The organism is Roseomonas genomospecies 6, from assembly GCF_008365375.1.
Taxonomy (GTDB): Bacteria; Pseudomonadota; Alphaproteobacteria; order Azospirillales; family Azospirillaceae; genus Azospirillum.
Genome location: NZ_QOKW01000001.1, coordinates 1 through 18800, shown reverse-complemented (window position 1 = coordinate 18800; position 18800 = coordinate 1). Strand labels below are relative to the sequence as shown.

Here is an 18800-nt window from a genome sequence, read left to right as displayed (position 1 = left end):
CGCAGGGAGTCTATCCCGTGGAAGCGACCGGGCCGATACGGGCGGATTGCCGCAGGACGGCGGCTCAGCGGACGGAGGCCACGCGGAAGGGCCGCTGCACCCCGTCATGCTCGGTGATGGAGATGTATTCCCCCTCGACCAGCGTGTGACGGTCGAAGCGGAAGATCGGCTCGTCGTCGTCGCTGTCGTCGCTGTCATAGTCGAACAGCCAGCCCCGGCCCCGGTGGACGAGATGGCCGGTCTGCTCATCCTCGCCGCGCCAGAAGCGGCGGACCGTGCAAGCGCTCTTGTGGCTGCGCCATTCCTCCTGGTCCAGGTGGCCGTCCGCGGTCAGCGGGGCCATGAACTCGTAGCCATGCTCCGCGCTGCCTTCCGGATGGTCGGCGGTGCGGGCCAGTTCGAGGCGGATCGTCTTCAGGGGCACGGGCGTTCATCCTCTTCCAGTGGCGCGATGGGGCGGCCAACGGTCGGGGGAGCGCACTGACCGCGCTCCCCGCCGTCCCCCCGACGCGAACCCGCCGATGCCAACCGAACGGGGGGCCGGTTGTTCCGGACCTTCCCGCATTGCCCCTGCGCCGCACTTCCGTGACGCGGGGCGTTTCCTTCCTGCCGCATATTTTTTGGGGCCTGCCGCATTTTCTGGGGCCTGCCACTTTCGTCTACAGGGCCGGGTGCTGGTGCACGAAGCCGTCCAGGACCACCGTCAGTTCGCGGGCGTGGACGGTCTGCCCATGGCTGCGGGCCCGTTCGATGTCCTCGCGGATGATGCGGGCGATCCGGCGGATGCCCTCGGCGTCGTGGGCGAGGCAGCAGCCAAGCTCCACCGCCAGGATTTCCGGCAGATGCTCATGCTCCGCGATGGCGTCGATTTCCTCTTCGGTCAGATCGCTGAGCGCGATGCAATCGTCGATCGTCAACATGGCGCGTTCCCTTCCGAATGCCGGGCCTTGCCCGGACCGGAGTCCGGGCTGCCCTTGTGGTTGAAAACCACCGGCGTGGAGGGCGCCCTGCCTTACGGCGCCGCGCGTCGGATCAGAGAATGCCCGGCCTTCTGAAGAGCGGCCCCATGGTCAATGGGCCATCAGCACGGGCAGGCCGGCGTGGTTCAGCACGTAGCGGGTCACGCCACCCAGGATCATCTCCCGCATCCGGCTGTGTCCGTAGCCTCCCATGACGAGGAGGTCGGACCCAAGCTCCGCGGCCTTGTTGATGATGGCTTGGCCGACGGGTTCCGATCCCGGCTTCAATATGGTTACCTGAACGTTAACACCATGCCAAGCAAGATATTGGGCGATGCGACGTCCTGCCGCAGCCTGGGTGTTGGAGGTCTCGGCGGTCAGCACATGGACGGTGTCGGCGCCGGTCAGGAAGGGCATCGCCCCGGTCAGGGCGCGCACCGATTCCGGGCTGCCGTTCCAGGCCAGCGCCACCGTACGGCCGATCTCCGCCGGCAACGTGGCGGGCGCCAGGAACAGCGGGCGGGCTGCTCCCAGCAGGGCGCTCTCCACCGTCGCGTAGGCCTGGCTGTTGCTGTCCAGCGTGGTGTGGGCGAAGACCAGCAGGTCGGCCAGCCGTCCTTCGCGGGGCACCACCTCCTCGACGCGGCCCGTCTCCTCCCGCCACTGGGCGGTCGGGGCTTCCACGCCGCCGGGCATCTCGCGCAACTCCACGCCCGCAGCGCGGACCACGTCGTCGAACGTGCGGCGGGCGGTGTGGAGGTGGGTCTTCGACTCCCCTTCGGCGGCGCGCATGATCTCCTCGACCATCGCGCCGGACATCCCTTCGCCCAGCATCGGCACGGCGTCGCGCGGGTCCAGCGACACGAACAGCGCATCGACATGGGCATCGAATTCGCGCGCGATCCGCAGCGCGGCGTTCAGAGCCACCGTGTCGCCGTCGAGGCCGGCCAGCGGCACGAGAATCGTCTTGAGTGACATGATCTCCCCCCGGGCCGTTTCCGTCGGCCCATCTTATGGACGGTGCCTGTCGGAACGACGGCTGGATGCACCGTTTCCAGCGCCGCGCCGCGGGTATTCTAAACCATGAGGAACCGGCGGCGCCCGTTCCACCTGGAATTACACCAGTCGTTCCAGCGCGGCCGCAAGCGTTTCCCCCGCATCCCTGCCAGCATTCATACGCAGCCAATCGATTGGCCCTATGTCATAGCCCTCCTGCAGCTCCGCCACCTCCGCCGTGGCGTCGGAGGCATCGCCGCACCGGGTGCCGATTCGAGCGACCCGCGTGTCCAGCGGCGCGTCCAGCCAAACCCCGTCGAATCGCACCCCCATGTCGGCCGCGAGACGGGCGGCGGCGGCGCGCTCCTCGGGACGGGCGTGGACGGCGTCGAGGATCGCCGCGTGGCCGGCGGCCAGCACGGCCCGCGCCCGCTCCAGCAGTCCGGCGCAAACCCGCTCCATCACCGCCGGCGTGTAGACGTCCACGGGAAGCCGCTCCGCCTCCTCGACTCCGAACAGGCGCTTGCGCAGCGCGTCGGAGCGCAGGACCACCGCCCCCGGCGAGGCCCCCAGCGCCGGCGCCAAGGCGCGGGCCAGCCGCGTCTTGCCGCTGCCGGACAGCCCGCCGACGGCGACCAGCCGCGGCGGCGGCGGCTCCAGCGCCGCAAGGGCTTGGTCCAGATAGGCAGCGGCCTCATGTTCCAAGGATTGCGCTGCCGCACCGCCGCACCGGAGCGCCGCCGTCGCCGCCGCAACCTTGGCGCGGATGGCCGCCCGCGCCGACAGGAACAGGGGCAGCAGCGCCAGGGCGGCATAGTCCTCCGTCGCATCCAGGCTGCGGTTCAGCAGCGCGTTGCCGAGCGGGCGAAGCCCACGCTGCTCCAAATCCATCAGCAGGAAGGCGAGGTCGTAGGCGACGTCGATGACGGCCAGACTCTCGTCGAACTCGATGCCGTCGAACAGGACCGGACGCCCGTCCAGAAGCACGATGTTCCGCAGATGCAGGTCGCCGTGACCGTGCCGGACGAATCCGGACCGCCGCCGCTCCTCCAGCAGCGGGGTCAGGCGCTCCAGCGCGTCCGCCGATGCCCCGGCCAGCCGCTCGATCCGCTCCGGCGCGAACAGGGACGGGGCGGCGCGCAGTTCGGCGATGCTGCCCTCCACCACCTCCCGCATCGCCGCGGCTCCGCCGCCGTCCGGACGCCGTTCGGCGGCCCGGTGGAAGGCGGTCACGGCGTCGGCCAGATCGCGAACCAGACCGTCGGTGAGGCCGCCCCCCTCCGCCACGCGGTCCAGCAGGGCCTCCTGCGGAAAGCGGCGCATGGCAACCAGCCAGTCCAGCACCGCTCCGCCCTTCGCCCCCTCCCCACCGAAGGCGAGCGCGCCGTCCGCCCGGCGCACCACCGACTCCAGCCCGAGATAAAGGGTCGGCGCGGTGCGCCGGTTCAGCCGCAGTTCCTCCAGACAGGCCGCCCGGCGCCGCTCGACCGTCGAATAGTCCAGGTAGGGATAGCGCACCGCACGCTTCAGCTTGTAGGCCCGGTCGCCGGCCAGGAAGACGATGGCGGCGTGGGTTTCGACGCGCTCCACCGCCGCACCGCCGTGAGTCGCCGAGTCGGCGAGGAAGGCGGCCACCGTCTGCGTCGGGTCGGAGGCGGTCTGCTGCATGGCGGAAGTGTAGCACGGCCGGACGCCCCCCGCTGAGCCCCGCCGACGGTCCGGACCCTCGCAAACAGGGCAGCCCTCCCACTATTGACGCGGGCGCCTGCCCGCACGACATCTGGGAGTAGCACCGTTACGCGCTTGCGCGGGGGTGCGCTGCCAAGCGTAATGCCACAACCGCCCCGTGATCGGACGCGGTAGACTGGAGCAGCCGGAGTAGGACGGTCAACGAACGATCGGGAGCAGGCCGCCGTGCGTCATGGGACCTCGTGCCTCTGTGTGGTGGTTGCCGTCGCGGGTCTCGCGCTCTCGGCGTCCGCACGCGCGCAAACCCTGTCCATGCCCGACGACCGGATCGGCAACTGGAAGATCGGCGGACTGGCCTACGGCATCGGGGAGACACCGGACATCAAGGTGTCTGACCTGCACAACAAGATCCGCATCGGCTCCTCCCTCCTGCCCAAGCTGGACGGCTATGCCGAGGTGCGTCCCTGGGTGTCGCTCGGCCCAAGCGCGCCGGACGGCAGCCTGTACGGCATGGGCGGCATCCTGATCGACGTGCCGCTGGGCTCCTCCTTCGTCTTCACCCCCAGCGTCGGCGCCGGAACCCTGCCGGTCACTCCGCGCGATCCGGCGGCGACGGGCAGCGTGATGGAGTTCCGCTCGCAGCTCGAACTCGGGTACCAGTTCGAGAACAAGGCCCGCTTCAGCCTGGGCTACAGCCGCATCGACACCAGCGGAGCCGCCGCGGACGCCACCGCCCCGGCCAACAACGTGTTCGGATTCTATTACCGCATGCCCTTCGGCGCGCTGACCGGACGCTGAGTTCCCGCCGAATCTTTTGCGGCGCAGCATGACCATCCGCGAATCATTTCGAGTTCCTGCTGACGCAAGAGCTGCGCAAAAGGACTGGCAATACTCGTCTTAACCAATTGTTAACGACGGCTGGTTCTATTGACCTCGGGGACTAACGCAGGGGGATTCGATCATGGCCAAGCGCAAGACCGCCACCGCAAAGACCGCTGAAGCCGCTCCGTCGCCCGAAGCGGCCGAGGCGCTCGCCACCGACACCGGGGCGGAGATCGTCCTGAACACGAACTTCGTCGCCATCGAACAGGACGCGGTCGCCCTGCTGCACGCCGCCAGCCTGCTGGTCGAAGCCGACACCCCGGAGAAGGCGAACATCGCGCTGGACCACAACCTGCGCCTTTGGGTCGCCATCAAGACCGTGCTCCAGAACGAAGAGAACACGCTGGACCCGGAGGTGAAGGCCAACCTGCGCAACCTCGCGCAGTACGTCACCGTCACCACCATGGAAGCCACCCAGGGCTCCATCGAGGCGCGCAAGCTGGTGTCGCTGTCGCGCATCAACATGCACATCGCGGAGGGCCTGCTGCACGGCCAGAAGAACCGCATGGTGCAGGAGCGCGCCTATGAGATCTGGGAGCGCGAGGGCCGGCCGGAAGGGCGCGAGATGGACCATTGGCTGCTGGCCGAGGCGGAAATCGCCGATCTTCTGAAGGACCGCTGAGGCAGCCCGCACCGGACGGTCCGGCTCCGGACTGCAATCCGGCCATTCCGCCAGGACATGCCCCCCGCGTCGCGGCAACGTGACGCGGGTTGTTTCGCTTGATAGCATCCGGGCGTGACCGCGCCCTCCCTCTCCCCCGCCCCCGCCCGTCCCGCGACGCCCCGCCACACCCGCGTGGAGAACATACCGCTCGGCATCGTCATGATGCTGGGATCGGTGCTGCTGTTCTCGGTGATGAACGTGCTGGTGAAGCTGCTGTCGGAGACCTATCCGGTCATCGAGGTGACTTTCTTCCGCAACGCCGTGGCCCTGGTCCCGGTGGCCGTGGTCATCTCGTTGCAGGGCGGGTGGTTCAACAGCCTGCGCACCGAGCGTCCGATGGGCCATGTCTGGCGCTCCGTCGTCGGGCTGGCGGCGATGTCGCTGACCTTCTGGTCCTTCCATCTGCTGCCGCTGGGCGACGCCGTGGCGCTGAACTTCTCGGCCCCGCTGTTCCTGACCGCCCTGTCGGTGCCGCTGCTGGGCGAGAAGGTGGGCATCCATCGCTGGAGCGCGGTGCTGGTCGGCTTCGTCGGCGTCCTCATCATGGTCCGCCCGTCGGGCGAGACGCTGATGCATCTGGGCGCGCTGGTGGCGCTGGGCGCCGCCTTCTGCCAGTCCTTCGCGATGGTCGCCATCCGGCAGCTCAGCAAGACGGAGCACGCCAACACCATCGTCTTCTACTTCACGGCGATCACCACCCTGATCCTGGCGCTGGTCATGCCCTTCGTGTGGGTGACTCCGCACAGCCTGACCGACCTCGCTCTGCTGTCGGCCACCGGCATCCTGGGCGGCGGCGCGCAGCTTTTCCTGACGCGCGCCTACTCGCTGGCCCCGGCGGCGGTGGTGGCGCCGTTCAACTACGCCGCGCTGCTGTGGGCCGTGCTGTTCGGCTGGATGCTGTGGGGCGAGGTGCCGACCCTGCATATGGCGCTGGGCGCCGCGGTGGTGGCGACGAGCGGCCTCTACATCCTGCACCGCGAAACCCGGCGCCGTCCGCCGCCGCCTCACTCCGCCGGCTGAAGCGAGCGTTCCATGGCCCCGGCGAGCTGGCGCGGGGTCACAGGCTTGTGCATCAGGCCGAAGCCGTGGCGCACGGCGTCGCGCTGGCACTCCGGCCCGGTTTCCCCGGTGACGACGATGGCCGGGATGTCCGAGTCGAACAGCCCCCGAATCTCCAGGATGGCGTCGGTGCCCACCTTGCCCTCGCGCAGGCGGTAGTCGGCGATGATGATGTCCGGCTTGCGGTTGGCCGCGCGCAACTTGTCCACCGCCTGCTGGCCCGAGCCGGCGATCAGCACCTCGTACCCCCACTCGCGCAGGATGGCCTGAAGGCCCAGCAGCACGATGGCGTCGTCGTCGACGACCACGGCCAGCCGCTCCTCCCCGCCCGCCGCGGCCGCGGGGCCGAGGGCCGCCTGGAGCGGTTCCGCGGACCGCTGCGTCGCGCCCAGCGGCACCTCGATGGTGAAGACCGACCCCTCGCCGGGCGTGGAGCGGACGGTCACCGGATGGCCCAGAAGCTGCCCGATGCGCTGAACGATGGCGAGCCCGAGACCCAGCCCCTGGCTGCGGTCCCGCTCCGGGTTGCCGACCTGATGGAACTCTTCGAAAATGCGGGGAAGATGCTCGCCCGGAATGCCGATCCCGGTGTCGGCCACGGCGATCCGCATGTGGTCCCCCACGGTGGAGCAGGAGATGGAGATGCCGCCCCGCTCGGTGTAGCGGATGGCGTTCTCCACGAGGTTGCGGATCATCCGGCCCAGCAGGACCCGGTCGGAGCGGATGTTCTGCGGGCAGCCTTCCATGCGCCAGTCCAACCCTTTGCCGCGGGCCGCCGGGGCATAGCCGGCCGCGATGTGGTCCAGCAGGAGCGCCATCGGGAAATCCTCCAGCGTCGGCTTGACCACCCCGGCATCCAGACGCGACACGTCGAGCAGGCTGTCCAGCAACCCCTTCAGCGCGTCCAGCCCGCTTTCCAGGTGGCGCAACGCCATCATCCCCTTCTCGCCCTGCACATGGCCGTGCAGCGCGCCGGAGAACAGGAACAGCGACTGCAGGGGCTGGCGCAGATCGTGGCTGGCGGAGGCAAGGAACTTCGACTTGGACATGGCCGCCCGCTCCGCCTCCTCCTTGGCGCGGCGCAGGGCGTCCTCGGTCTCCAGCCGGTCGGTCACGTCGGTGTTGGTGCCGAACCACAGCACGATGGCGCCATCGGAATCGCGCACCGGCAGCGCGCGCGACAGGAACCAGCGGTAGGAGCCGTCCCGTCCGGCCATGGGGAAGGTGTCCTCCCACGGCTCCCCCGTGCCGAAGGAGCGGCGCAGGCTGGCCGTCACGCGCTCCGCATGGTCGGGCGGCAGGATGCCGTCCCACAGCGGACCGGTCGAGGTGCCGGCCTCCTCGACGCCGGTGTAATCGTACCAGCGCCGGTTGTACCAGAAGATGCGGCCGTCCGGACGGGCCATCCAGGCGAGCTGAGGGATGGAATCGGCCAGGGTGCGGAACCGCAGCCCGACCTCCTCCGCTTCCTCCTTGGCGGCCTGCATGGCGTCGCGGGCCTCGAAGATGTCGGTGATGTCGGTCGAGGTGCCGAACCACCGCTCCTCCCCGCTTTCCGGGTCGGTGATCGGCAGGGCGCGCTGCTTGAACCAGCGGTACACGCCGTCGGCGCGGCGGATGCGCGCTTCCGTATCGTAGACCGTCCGATTCTCGACTGCCTGCCTCCAGAGCCGGGCGAGGCGGTCCCGGTCGTCGGGGTGAATGGACTGGTACCATCCTTCACCCTGCGCCGCCTCCAGCGTCTGCCCGGTGTAGGAGAGCCACTGCCGGCTGAGGAAGTCGCAACGCCCGTCCGCCCGGCAGGTCCAGACCATCTGGGGCAGCGCCTCCAGAAGCGTGCGGTAGCGGTGCTCGCTGGCCCGCAGCGCCGCCTCCGCCGCACGGTGGGCGGACATGTCGCGGAAATAGATGGACAGGCCGCCGGACGCCTGGGGATAGACGTTGAACATGGTCCAGCGCTGGAAGATGTCCGACTGCGCCTCGAACTCCCGCGGCTGCTGGTCGGCCATCGCGGCCTCGAAGTTGCGGATGACCACGTTGCCCGCCACTTCGGGGAACAGGTCCAGCAACTGCCGCCCCATGATCTCATCCCGGGGACGCCCGAACATCTCCTGGGCGCGCTTGTTCACGTAGGTGATCCGCCAGTCGCGGTCGACGGCGTAGAAGGCGTCACCGATGCTTTCCAGGATCTGGTTGGCCTGCTCCACCGCGCGCTCCAGCGCCCGTTCGGCGTGAAGGCGCTTGCTGATGTCCTGAAAATAGACGGCCAGCCCGGCTGCGGACGGAAAGACCCGAAGGAAGAGCCAGACGCCGAGCGGCGCGAAGTAGGCCTCGAATTCGTCCGGGCGTCGTTCCTTCATGGCGGTGTGCAGGCGATCCCAAAGCACCGTTCCCATGGCATCGGGGAAGATGTCCCACAGGCGGTGGCCGGTCAGGTCGCTTCTGCCGCCCATCAGGCCGCGCGCCCGTCCGTTCATGAAGGCGATCCGCCAGGACCGGTCGAGTTCACAGACGCCGTCCGTGGTGCTTTCCAGGATGGCGTGGGACCGCCGGTCGGCCTCCGCCGCGGCCTCCGCCACCCGTGCGCGCTGCTCCGCCTCTTCCCGCCGGGCGTGGGAACGGGCCAGGACCCAGGCGAGCAGAGCCGCCACCGCGAGCGCACCCAGCCCGCCGCCGGCGACCGTGTAGACGGTGCGCCGCGCCGCCGCCTTGATGGGTTCCGCCGGCGCGCCGAGCGACAGGAGCCAGCCCGGGGCGGCGATGGACCCCGTCTTCGCCGAAAGCACCTCCTCCCCCTGCCGGGTGTTGGACAGGAAGAACTCGTTGCCGCCCCGCAACGCGGCGGCCAGGGATTCATGCGCCTGTTGACCGATCACCGGGTCGAACGCATCGCCGGACCGGGTGCGGGCGATGACCCGGCCATCCGCGTCGAAAAGACCGACGATCCAGTTGGGTCCCACGATCTGATCCATCAGGACCCGGTTCAGCGACCAGGCCCGCACATAGGCGGTCAGGACCAGCCGCACCTCCCCCACGCCCCAGACCGGCACGCTGACGGCAAAGACCGGTTCGGCCCGGCCGGCCGGATCGGTGATGATGCCGCTGACCCAGACCTCCCCCGACCGGAACACCCGGTCCGCCTGCATGGCACGGGCGGCGGAGTCGATGCCGCCCGCCGCCTCCTGCGGGCGGTGGATCAGATGGGTGGCGCCGTCGCGGTCGCGCAGTTCCAGGGCCAGCCAGTCCGACCGGTGCCGCAGGGCGCGTTCCGCCCGCTCGACCCAGACGGCGCGGTCGCCGATGTCCAGAGAGCGGGCGGTGGACATGATTTCGAGCGCGCTGCGCGTCATGAGGACGCGGGCGTCCACGGTCTGCACCGCCGCGTCGGTGGCGTGGCGGATCAGCTCTTCCACCGACCGCTCCTGCTGCCGGTCGACCAGCACGATCGCGGCCGCCGCAAAGGCGACGAGTGGAAGAAGCGCCAGCAGGGCTACGAAAGGCAGACGAAGGCGCATGCCCGATGATCACAGACTGTTGAGGCTGAGCAATATAGACAGCGATTTCGAAGCCTCCCATAGAATCCGCGCACGCATCACTATTTTCATCCCACCTGGCTTGAATTTCTTTAGTTTTTGAAATGAGATTTGGTTGTGCCGTTGAAAAGAATTATACACCTTGCGTTGCGGGTGACGGCGGCACAGCCTTGAATTGTCGATGACCAATTATCGATGGCCGGGCTGCGAGAATTCGATTTGCCGCAAGAACGGGTACGCCGCACATTGCTCCGATGCCACAGTCCACGTCCCTCCCTGCTTCCACCGGCCGGACCGGCGACATCCGCTTCGGCGAATTCGTCGCGCTCATGGCCCTTCTGATGGCGCTGACGGCGCTGTCCATCGACATCATGCTGGTCGCGCTGCCGGACATCGCCCATTCCTTCGGGGTGGTACGGGAGAACGACCGCCAGCTCGTCATTACCGCCTACATGCTGGGATTCGCCATCGGCCAGCCCTTCCATGGGCCGCTGTCCGACCGGTTCGGTCGAAAGCCGGTGCTGGCCGCCGGTCTGGTGATCTTCGCCATCGGGTCGCTGGGCGCGGTCTTCGCCCCCAGCTTCACCACGCTGCTGGCCGCCCGCGCGCTGCAGGGCTTCGGGGCCGCCGCACCGCGCGTCGTCGCCATCGCCATCGTGCGCGACCGCTTCGTCGGGCGCGACATGGCGCGGGTGATGTCCTTCGTCATGATGATCTTCATCGTCGTGCCGATCATCGCCCCCGCGCTCGGCGAGGGGATTCTGCGGCTGGGGACCTGGCCCTGGGTGTTCGGCGCGCTGTTCCTGGCCGGCGTGCTCGCCTTTGCCTGGTCGATGCTGCGTCTGGCGGAAACCCGCTCCGCCGAGGACCGGATGCCGCTGTCCCCGGCGGCGCTCGGCCACGCCTTCCGCACGGTGGTGACGACGCGCGCGACGGTCGGCTACACCGCGGCCATGGGCCTGCTGTTCGGCGGGCTGCTGAGCTACGTCGGCAGCGCCCAGCAGATTTTCGTGGACGTCTATGGTCTGGGCGCGATGTTCCCGGTGGCCTTCGGCGCGATCGCGGGTGTGATGGCCCTGGCCTCGCTCGTCAATGCCCGTCTGGTCGGACGGGTCGGCATGCACCGGGTGTCGCACGTTGCCCTGATCGGTTATGTGCTGGCCGGCGCCGCCATGGCCGTGATCGGCTTTCCGGAGCATCCGCCCCTGCTCGGCCTCAGCCTCTTCATGGCCGCGATCTTCTTCTGCTTCGGCCTGATCGCTCCGAACTTCAACGCCATGGCGATGGAGCCGCTGGGTCATGTGGCGGGCATGGGCTCGTCCTTCGTCGGCTTCTTCAGCACGGGCATGGCTGCGGTGGTCGGCTGGATCGTCGGCCAAGCCTTCGACGGCACCGTGCGTCCGCTGACGGTCGGCTTCACCGTGCTGGGCGTTCTGGCGCTGCTGACCGTGCTGCTGACCGAGCGCGGGACCCTGATGCGGTCCATTCACCACGCTTCCGGGGCTCAGCCGGGAGACTGACGCGAACGGACGGACGGGCGGACGCCTCATCCCTTGCCAGCGGTGTGTCCGCTTCGGCATAACGTCCTCTGCGCCGGACAGGGGCCGGATGAGGATGCCGGACCGTCCGGCTCGGGGAGGTTGCTCGTGTTCCGTAAATTCGTCTATTTGCTGGCCCTGGCGCGCGAGCAGCATTTCGGCCGGGCGGCGGAGGCCTGCCACGTCTCCCAGCCGACGCTGTCCAACGCCATCCGCCAGCTTGAGGACGAGTTGCGCGTGCCCATCGTGGAGCGCGGGCAGAAGTTTTCCGGCTTCACGCCGGAAGGGCTGAAGGTGCTGGAATACGCCCGCCGCATCGTCGCCGAGCGGGATGGCCTCTATCAGGAACTGACGGCGCTGGGCCAGGGCCTGTCGGGCCATCTGCGCATCGGCGCCATTCCCACCGCACTGCCCGCCGTTCCCCATGTGCTGGCCCGCTTCGCCGAGCGCTACCCGCAAATCCGCTCCAGCGTGCGCTCGCTCAGCTCGCGCGACATCCAGCGGGACCTCGACGGGTTCGAACTGGACGCCGCCGTCACCTATCTGGACAACGAACCGCTGAGCAACGTCCGCACCGTGCCGCTGTTCTCGGAGCGGTATTTCCTGCTGGCCCAGCGGCGTCAGGTCCGGGAGGGAGCGACCGGCATCCGCTGGGCGGACGCGGCGGAGCTGCCGCTGTGCCTGCTGACCCCCGACATGCAGAACCGCCGCATCGCCGACACCGCCTTCCGCATGGCCGACCGGACGGTGGTTCCGCTGATGGAGACGAACTCCATCGTCACCATCTACACCATCGTGCGCAGCGGTCTGGCGGCCAGCGTGGTGCCGAGCCAGCTCCTGACCCTGGTCGCGCTCCACCCCGATCTGGTCGCCCTGCCCCTGACCGAACCGGACCTGACCTACGCCGTCGGACTCGTCTACGCCGACCGCGAGCCGCCGGCCCCGCTCGCCAAGGCGCTGGCCACGGTCGCGGCGGAACCGGGCCTCGCCGAGCGCGTGCGCGCTTTGACCGACGAGGCGCTGGCGCCCTGGAGCCTGTGAAGTCGTTATGATATCAACAGCATAACCGCGCGTTTCGTGTGGTGATAGCCAAACCCTATCACCGCATCGGAAAATCAAATTTGCGCGCCCTCCCCAATGTCCGCCACGCTGATGGACGAGACACGAACGAAGCGCCGCCGATGTCAGGCGGGCGCGGGGGAGGAGACCATGAACGCCCGATCTCCATGGAGCGAGGAGCGCGCCACGGCGGTGATCGCCGCCAACCGGCACCTGCGCGGAGCCCTGTTGCCGATCCTGCACGCCTTGCAGGAAGAGTTCGGCTGCATCGACGAAGAGGCCATTCCGCTGCTGGCGCGTGAGCTGAACCTGTCGCGCGCCGACGTGCACGGGGTGGTGTCCTTCTACCACGAGTTCCGCCGCAGCCGTCCGGGCCGCCACACCATCAAGGTCTGCCGGGCCGAAGCCTGCCAGTCGATGAACGCGGACGGGCTGATCGACCACATCCGCCGCCGCCTGAAGGTGGATTTCCACGAGACCACCGCCGACGACGCCTTCTCGCTGGAGCCGGTCTTCTGCCTGGGCAACTGCGCCCTGGCCCCCGCCGTGATGGTGGACGAGACGCTGCACGGGCGGGTCAGCCCGGCCCGCTTCGACGCCATCGCCGCCTCCACCCTGGCCGCGGAGGCTGCACGATGAGCGAGACCCTGCACACGGTCTATGTTCCCCGCGACGCCGCCGCCCTGTCGGTGGGCGCCGACGAGACCGCCGCCGCCATCCGGGCCGAGGCCACCAAGCGCGGCATTCCGCTGCGCATCGTCCGCAACGGCTCCCGCGGGATGCTGTGGCTGGAGACTCTGGTCGAGGTCGAGACGCCCGAGGGCCGCGTCGCCTATGGGCCGGTGATGGCCGAGGACGTGGCCGGCCTGTTCGACGCCGGCTTCCTCGACGGCGCCGACCATGCCCTGGCCCACGGCCTGACCGAACAGATCCCCTATTTCGCCAAGCAGGAGCGGCTGACCTTCGCCCGCTGCGGCATCATCGACCCGCTGTCGGTCGAGGATTACCGGCTGCACGGCGGCTTCCGCGGGCTGGAGCGGGCGCTTGCCATGACCCCGGCGGAGATCGTGGCCGAGGTCACCGAATCCGGCCTGCGCGGGCGCGGCGGCGCCGGTTTCCCGACCGGCATCAAGTGGAACACGGTGCTGAACGCCCAGGCGGACCAGAAATACATCTGCTGCAACGCCGACGAGGGCGACAGCGGCACCTTCGCCGACCGCATGATCATGGAGGGCGACCCCTTCTGCCTGATCGAGGGCATGACCATCGCGGCCATCGCGGTGGGCGCCACCGAGGGCTACATCTACATCCGTTCCGAGTACCCGCACGCCGTCGCGACCATGCGCGAGGCGATCCGGCTGGCCTACGACGAGAAGTGGCTGGGTGACGCGATCCACGGCACCGGCCATCGCTTCCATCTGGACGTCCGCGTCGGGGCCGGCGCCTACATCTGCGGCGAGGAGACCTCCATGCTGGAAAGCCTGGAGGGCAAGCGCGGCACCGTCCGGGCCAAGCCGCCGCTGCCGGCGCTGGAGGGTCTGTTCGGCAAGCCGACCGTCGTCAACAACGTGCTGTCGCTGACCTCGGTCCCGGTCATCCTGGACAAGGGAGGCAGCTACTACCGCGACTTCGGCGTGGGCCGGTCGCGCGGCACGCTGGCCTTCCAGCTCGCCGGCAACATCCGCCATGGCGGCATCGTGGAGAAGGCGTTCGGCGTCACCCTGCACGAACTGCTGTACGAGTTCGGCGGCGGCACCATCACGGGCCGTCCGATCCGCGCGGTGCAGGCTGGCGGCCCGCTGGGCGCCTATCTGCCGCCGTCCCTGTTCGACCTGCCCAAGGATTACGAAGCCTTCGCGGCGGTCGAAGCGATGGTCGGCCATGGCGGCATCGTCGTCTTCGACGACAGCGTGGACATGGCCAGACAGGCCCGCTTCGCCATGGAGTTCTGCGCCGCCGAATCCTGCGGCAAGTGCACCCCCTGCCGCATCGGCGCGGTGCGCGGCGTCGAGGTGATGGACCACATCATCGCCGGCGAAAAGGTCGCGGCGAACATCACGCTGCTGAACGACCTGTGCGAGGTCATGACCGACGGCTCGCTCTGCGCCATGGGTGGCATGACGCCGATCCCGGTGCGCAGCGCCCTGAAGCACTTCCCCGAGGATTTCACCCGCAGCCCCGCGGCTGTCGCGGCCGAGTGAGCGAAGGACCAGACACCATGTCCATCCAAGACATCGATTACGGCACCCCGGCCCGCGAGTCCGCCACCCTGGTGACGCTGGACATCGACGGCCGCACGGTGACCGTGCCGGAAGGCACCTCGGTGATGCGCGCGGCGATGGAAGCCGGCATCACCGTGCCGAAGCTGTGCGCCACCGACATGCTGGACGCCTATGGCTCCTGCCGCCTGTGCATGGTGGAGATCGAGGGACGGCGCGGCACGCCGGCCTCCTGCACCACGCCGGTCGCCCCGGGCATGAAGGTGCACACCCAGAACGAGCGTCTGGGGCGGCTGCGCCGCGGCGTGATGGAGCTGTACATCTCCGACCACCCGCTCGACTGCCTGACCTGCCCGACCAACGGCAATTGCGAGCTTCAGGACATGGCCGGCGCGGTCGGCCTGCGCAACGTCCGCTACGGTTACGAGGGCGAAAACCACCGCGTGGCGGTGAAGGACGAGAGCAACCCCTACTTCACCTTCGACCCGTCCAAATGCATCGTCTGCTCCCGCTGCGTGCGGGCCTGCGGCGAGGTCCAGGGCACCTTCGCGCTGACCATCGACGGGCGCGGTTTCGACAGCAAGGTATCGCCGGGCGCGCTTGAGAGCTTCATGGACAGCGAGTGCGTGTCCTGCGGCGCCTGCGTCCAGGCCTGCCCGACCGCGACCCTGACCGAGAAGTCGCTGATCGAGCTGGGCCAGCCGGAACACAGCGTCATCACCACCTGCGCCTATTGCGGGGTGGGGTGCTCCTTCAAGGCGGAGATGAAGGGCACCACCGTGGTCCGCATGGTCCCCCACAAGGACGGCGGCGCCAACGAGGGCCATTCCTGCGTCAAGGGCCGCTTCGCCTGGGGCTACGCCACCCACGCCGACCGCCAGATGAAGCCGATGATCCGCGAGTCCATCGACGACCCGTGGCGCACCGTGTCCTGGGAGGAGGCGATCAGCTACGCCGCGACCCGCCTGCGCGCGGTCCAGCAGAAGTATGGCCGCGGCTCCATCGGCGGCATCACCTCGTCCCGTTGCACGAACGAGGAGGTGTACGTCGTCCAGAAGATGATCCGCGCCGCCTTCGGCAACAACAACGTCGACACCTGCGCCCGCGTCTGCCACTCCCCGACCGGCTACGGCCTGAAGCAGACCTTCGGCACCTCCGCCGGCACGCAGGACTTCAAGAGCGTCGACAAGTCCGACGTGATCCTGGTCATCGGCGCCAACCCGACGGACGGCCACCCGGTCTTCGGTTCGCGCATGAAGAAGCGGCTGCGCCAGGGCGCCAAGCTGATCGTCATCGACCCGCGCCGCATCGACCTCGTGCGCAGCCCGCACGTCTCGGCCACGCACCACCTCCAGCTCCGTCCCGGCACCAACGTTGCCGCGATGAACGCGCTGGCCCATGTGATCGTGACCGAGGAACTGGTGGAGCGCAATTTCGTGGCCGACCGGTGCGACCCGATGGAGTTCGCCCGGTGGGAGGCCTTCGTCCGCGACCCGCGCCATTCCCCGGAAAACACCGAGCAGTACACTGGCATCCCGGCGGCGGAGATGCGCGCGGCGGCCCGGCTCTATGCCACGGGCGGCAACGCGGCCATCTATTACGGCCTGGGCGTGACGGAGCACAGCCAGGGCTCCACCGCCGTCATGGGCATGGCGAACCTCGCCATGGCGACCGGCAACATCGGGCGTGACGGCGTCGGCGTGAACCCGCTGCGCGGCCAGAACAACGTTCAGGGCTCCTGCGACATGGGCTCCTTCCCGCACGAGCTGACCGGCTACCGCCACGTCTCCGACGACGTGGTCCGCCAGCAGTTCGAGGAGGTGTGGAACGCCGCGCTCGACCCCGAGCCTGGCCTGCGCATCCCCAACATGTTCGACTCCGCGGTGGACGGCACCTTCAAGGGCATCTTCGTGCAGGGCGAGGACATCGCCCAGTCCGACCCGAACACCCAGCATGTGTTCGCCGCCCTGCGGGCCATGGAGATCGTCGTGGTGCAGGACCTGTTCCTGAACGAGACCGCGGCGTTCGCCCATGTCTTCCTGCCCGGCACCTCCTTCCTGGAGAAGGACGGCACCTTCACCAACGCCGAGCGCCGCATCAACCGCGTCCGCCCGGTGATGCCGTCCAAGACCGGCAAGCAGGAATGGGAGGTCGTCTGCGAACTGGCCACGGCCATGGGCTATCCCATGTTCTACCGGACCAGCGCGCAGATCATGGACGAGATCGCCCGTCTGACACCGACCTTCTCCGGAGTCAGCTTCGCGAAGCTGGACCGGGTGGGCAGCGTGCAGTGGCCCTGCACCGACGAGGACTCGGTCGGCACGCCGATCATGCACGCCGACGGCTTCGTCCGCGACGGCAAAGCGTCCCAGGGCCGCTTCATGATCACCGAGTATGTGCCGACGGAGGAGCGCGCCTCCCGCTTCTACCCGCTGATCCTGACCACGGGCCGCATCCTCAGCCACTACAACGTCGGCGCCCAGACCCGCCGCACCGCCAACGTGGCGTGGCACCCGGAGGACATCCTGGAGGTCCACCCCCACGACGCCGAGGAGCGGGGCATCCGCGACGGCGATCTGGTGTCCATCGCCAGCCGCATCGGCGCCACCACGTTGCGGGCGCGCATCTCCGACCGGATGCCGCAGGGGGTGGTCTACACCACCTTCCACCACCCGGTGACGGGCGCCAACGTGGTCACCACCGAGAATTCGGATTGGGCGACCAACTGCCCCGAATACAAGGTGACCGCGGTCCAGGTGACGCTGAGCAACCACCCGTCCGACTGGCAGATCCGCCGCGGCGATCTGGTGGAAGTGGCGGCGGAGTGATCCCAATCCCTCTCCCGTCCCGGGAGAGGGTGGACGCGAAGCGGCCGGGTGAGGGTACCAGCAAGGATCAGGCATCTGCCCGTTGCAAGCGCCCTCACCCTTCCCACGCTCCGCGCGGGCCCCTTCCCTCTCCCGGGGCGGGAGAGGGAGGACACAGGAGACCATCGATGCAGGCACCCGCCCATTCCCTGCCGGCCAGCGGCACCGGATTCCCGGAGACCGCGAATCAGGCGGCCAACGCGGCAAACGTGACGTGGCTGGTCGCCGAGGAGACTCCGGTGGCGTTCGAATACAACGGACGCTCCCACGCCGTGATGATGGCGACGCCCGCCGACCTGGAGGACTTCGCGCTGGGATTCAGCCTGTGCGAGGAGATCGTCGGCAGCGCCGCCGACATCGACCGCATCGCGGTGCGCACAGTGGAGGACGGGATCATTCTGTCCATTGCGGCGGACCCGTTGCGTCTTCTGCGCGGCTCGCTCCGCCGCCGCTCGATGGAAGGGCGGAGCGGCTGCGGCCTGTGCGGGGTGGACAGCCTCGCCAACGCCGTCCGCGAGCCGCCGAAGGTGACGGCGGGCTTCACCCCGTCGGTGGAGGCGGTGTCCGCCGCCTTCGCCGCCCTGCCCGACCACCAGCCGATGAACCGCGCCAACCGGTCGCTTCACGCGGCGGCCTGGGCCGGGCCGGACGGGCGAATCGTCATGGCGCGGGAGGATGTCGGGCGCCACAACGCGCTGGACAAGCTGGCCGGCGCGCTGGCCCGTGCCGGAATCGACCCGTCCGGCGGCTTCGCCGTCATGAGCAGCCGGTGCAGCTTCGAACTGGTTCAGAAGGCCGCGACCATCGGCATTCCCATGCTCGCCACCATTTCCGCCCCCACGGCGCTGGCGCTGAAGCTCGCCCGCGCCGCCGGCATGACGCTGGCCGCCCGCGCGCGCGGCGACGGCGTCATGCTGTTCCGTTGACGAAAAGCACTCTTTCCGGGAGCCGACCCATGGACACCACACGCGAACTCATCCGCATGGCGAACCAGATCGCCGGCTATTTCCAGTCCTACCCGCAGGACGAGGCGGTGACCGAAACCGCTGGCCACATCCGCGCCTTCTGGGAACCGCGCATGCGCCAGCGCCTGCTGGACCACACCGCCGCGGGTGGGGAGGGGTTGCATGAGATCGTCACCCAAGCGGTGGAGCGGCTGAGGGGACCGGTGGCGGGGAGCGTGTAGAGGTGCAGTGCCCCCTCCCCGGCCCTCCCATAGGCGCTAACATGCTTGTCTCCTTATGAAAGGAGCCGGCATGGTTTCGGTCTGGCGTGTTCGTCGTCTGGGCGGGTCGGCGATGTGTCGGGCGAGCCGCGGCGCGCTGGGATCAAGCG

At 68.9% G+C, this 18800-nt stretch carries 15 protein-coding genes; 10 read left to right on the top strand and 5 right to left on the bottom strand.

Going from position 1 to position 18800, the window contains the following annotated elements:
• Positions 1 to 64: 64 nt before the first annotated feature.
• The 4 genes from DS843_RS00075 to DS843_RS00060 form a co-directional block, all read right to left on the bottom strand.
• Positions 65 to 424, bottom strand: coding sequence for a hypothetical protein (locus DS843_RS00075; RefSeq protein ID WP_149466869.1), 360 nt, complete (start codon positions 422 to 424; stop codon positions 65 to 67).
• Between the two features lie 235 nt (positions 425 to 659).
• Positions 660 to 920, bottom strand: a complete 261-nt coding sequence (locus DS843_RS00070; protein WP_149466868.1) for a hypothetical protein — start codon at positions 918 to 920, stop codon at positions 660 to 662.
• A 150-nt stretch (positions 921 to 1070) separates the two neighbouring features.
• The gene (locus DS843_RS00065; RefSeq protein ID WP_149466867.1) at positions 1071 to 1937 is read right to left on the bottom strand and encodes a universal stress protein; all 867 of its coding nucleotides are present in this window, start codon (positions 1935 to 1937) and stop codon (positions 1071 to 1073) included.
• A gap of 138 nt (positions 1938 to 2075) precedes the next feature.
• Positions 2076 to 3623: a bifunctional aminoglycoside phosphotransferase/ATP-binding protein gene (locus tag DS843_RS00060; protein WP_149466866.1), complete on the bottom strand. Its 1548-nt coding sequence runs from the start codon at positions 3621 to 3623 to the stop codon at positions 2076 to 2078.
• Positions 3624 to 3956: 333 nt separating this feature from the next.
• Here DS843_RS00060 and DS843_RS00055 point away from each other — a divergent pair, with 333 nt between their 5' ends.
• From DS843_RS00055 to DS843_RS00045, 3 genes are all read left to right on the top strand, one after another.
• Complete coding sequence (locus DS843_RS00055) at positions 3957 to 4442, top strand: acyloxyacyl hydrolase (protein ID WP_149466865.1); 486 nt, start codon at positions 3957 to 3959, stop codon at positions 4440 to 4442.
• A gap of 163 nt (positions 4443 to 4605) precedes the next feature.
• Positions 4606 to 5148, top strand: coding sequence for a DUF2934 domain-containing protein (locus tag DS843_RS00050; RefSeq protein ID WP_149466864.1), 543 nt, complete (start codon positions 4606 to 4608; stop codon positions 5146 to 5148).
• Between the two features lie 114 nt (positions 5149 to 5262).
• Positions 5263 to 6210: a DMT family transporter gene (locus DS843_RS00045; RefSeq protein WP_149466863.1), complete on the top strand. Its 948-nt coding sequence runs from the start codon at positions 5263 to 5265 to the stop codon at positions 6208 to 6210.
• Here the strand turns inward: DS843_RS00045 and DS843_RS00040 are convergent.
• Positions 6195 to 9764: a hybrid sensor histidine kinase/response regulator gene (locus DS843_RS00040; RefSeq protein WP_149466862.1), complete on the bottom strand. Its 3570-nt coding sequence runs from the start codon at positions 9762 to 9764 to the stop codon at positions 6195 to 6197. The two genes, DS843_RS00045 and DS843_RS00040, sit on opposite strands and share 16 nt — an antisense overlap.
• A gap of 272 nt (positions 9765 to 10036) precedes the next feature.
• Here DS843_RS00040 and DS843_RS00035 point away from each other — a divergent pair, with 272 nt between their 5' ends.
• The 7 genes from DS843_RS00035 to DS843_RS00005 all read left to right on the top strand — a co-directional run bounded on the left by DS843_RS00035 (position 10037) and on the right by DS843_RS00005 (position 18651).
• The gene (locus DS843_RS00035) at positions 10037 to 11302 is read left to right on the top strand and encodes a multidrug effflux MFS transporter (RefSeq protein WP_149466861.1); all 1266 of its coding nucleotides are present in this window, start codon (positions 10037 to 10039) and stop codon (positions 11300 to 11302) included.
• A 126-nt stretch (positions 11303 to 11428) separates the two neighbouring features.
• Complete coding sequence (locus tag DS843_RS00030) at positions 11429 to 12361, top strand: LysR family transcriptional regulator (RefSeq protein ID WP_149466860.1); 933 nt, start codon at positions 11429 to 11431, stop codon at positions 12359 to 12361.
• 168 nt (positions 12362 to 12529) lie between these two features.
• Positions 12530 to 13018, top strand: coding sequence for a formate dehydrogenase subunit gamma (locus DS843_RS00025; RefSeq protein ID WP_149466859.1), 489 nt, complete (start codon positions 12530 to 12532; stop codon positions 13016 to 13018).
• On the top strand, positions 13015 to 14580 hold the full coding sequence (locus DS843_RS00020; RefSeq protein ID WP_149466858.1) for a formate dehydrogenase beta subunit: 1566 nt from the start codon (positions 13015 to 13017) through the stop codon (positions 14578 to 14580). Before DS843_RS00025 ends, DS843_RS00020 begins: the two co-directional genes overlap by 4 nt.
• Positions 14581 to 14597: 17 nt before the next feature.
• Positions 14598 to 17426, top strand: a complete 2829-nt coding sequence (gene fdhF, locus DS843_RS00015; RefSeq protein WP_149466857.1) for a formate dehydrogenase subunit alpha — start codon at positions 14598 to 14600, stop codon at positions 17424 to 17426.
• 167 nt (positions 17427 to 17593) lie between these two features.
• Positions 17594 to 18391 (top strand): formate dehydrogenase accessory sulfurtransferase FdhD, encoded by a 798-nt coding sequence (gene fdhD / locus DS843_RS00010; RefSeq protein WP_149466856.1) that lies wholly within the window; start codon positions 17594 to 17596, stop codon positions 18389 to 18391.
• Between the two features lie 29 nt (positions 18392 to 18420).
• The gene (locus DS843_RS00005) at positions 18421 to 18651 is read left to right on the top strand and encodes a formate dehydrogenase subunit delta (RefSeq protein WP_149466855.1); all 231 of its coding nucleotides are present in this window, start codon (positions 18421 to 18423) and stop codon (positions 18649 to 18651) included.
• The last annotated feature ends 149 nt before the right edge of the window (positions 18652 to 18800 follow it).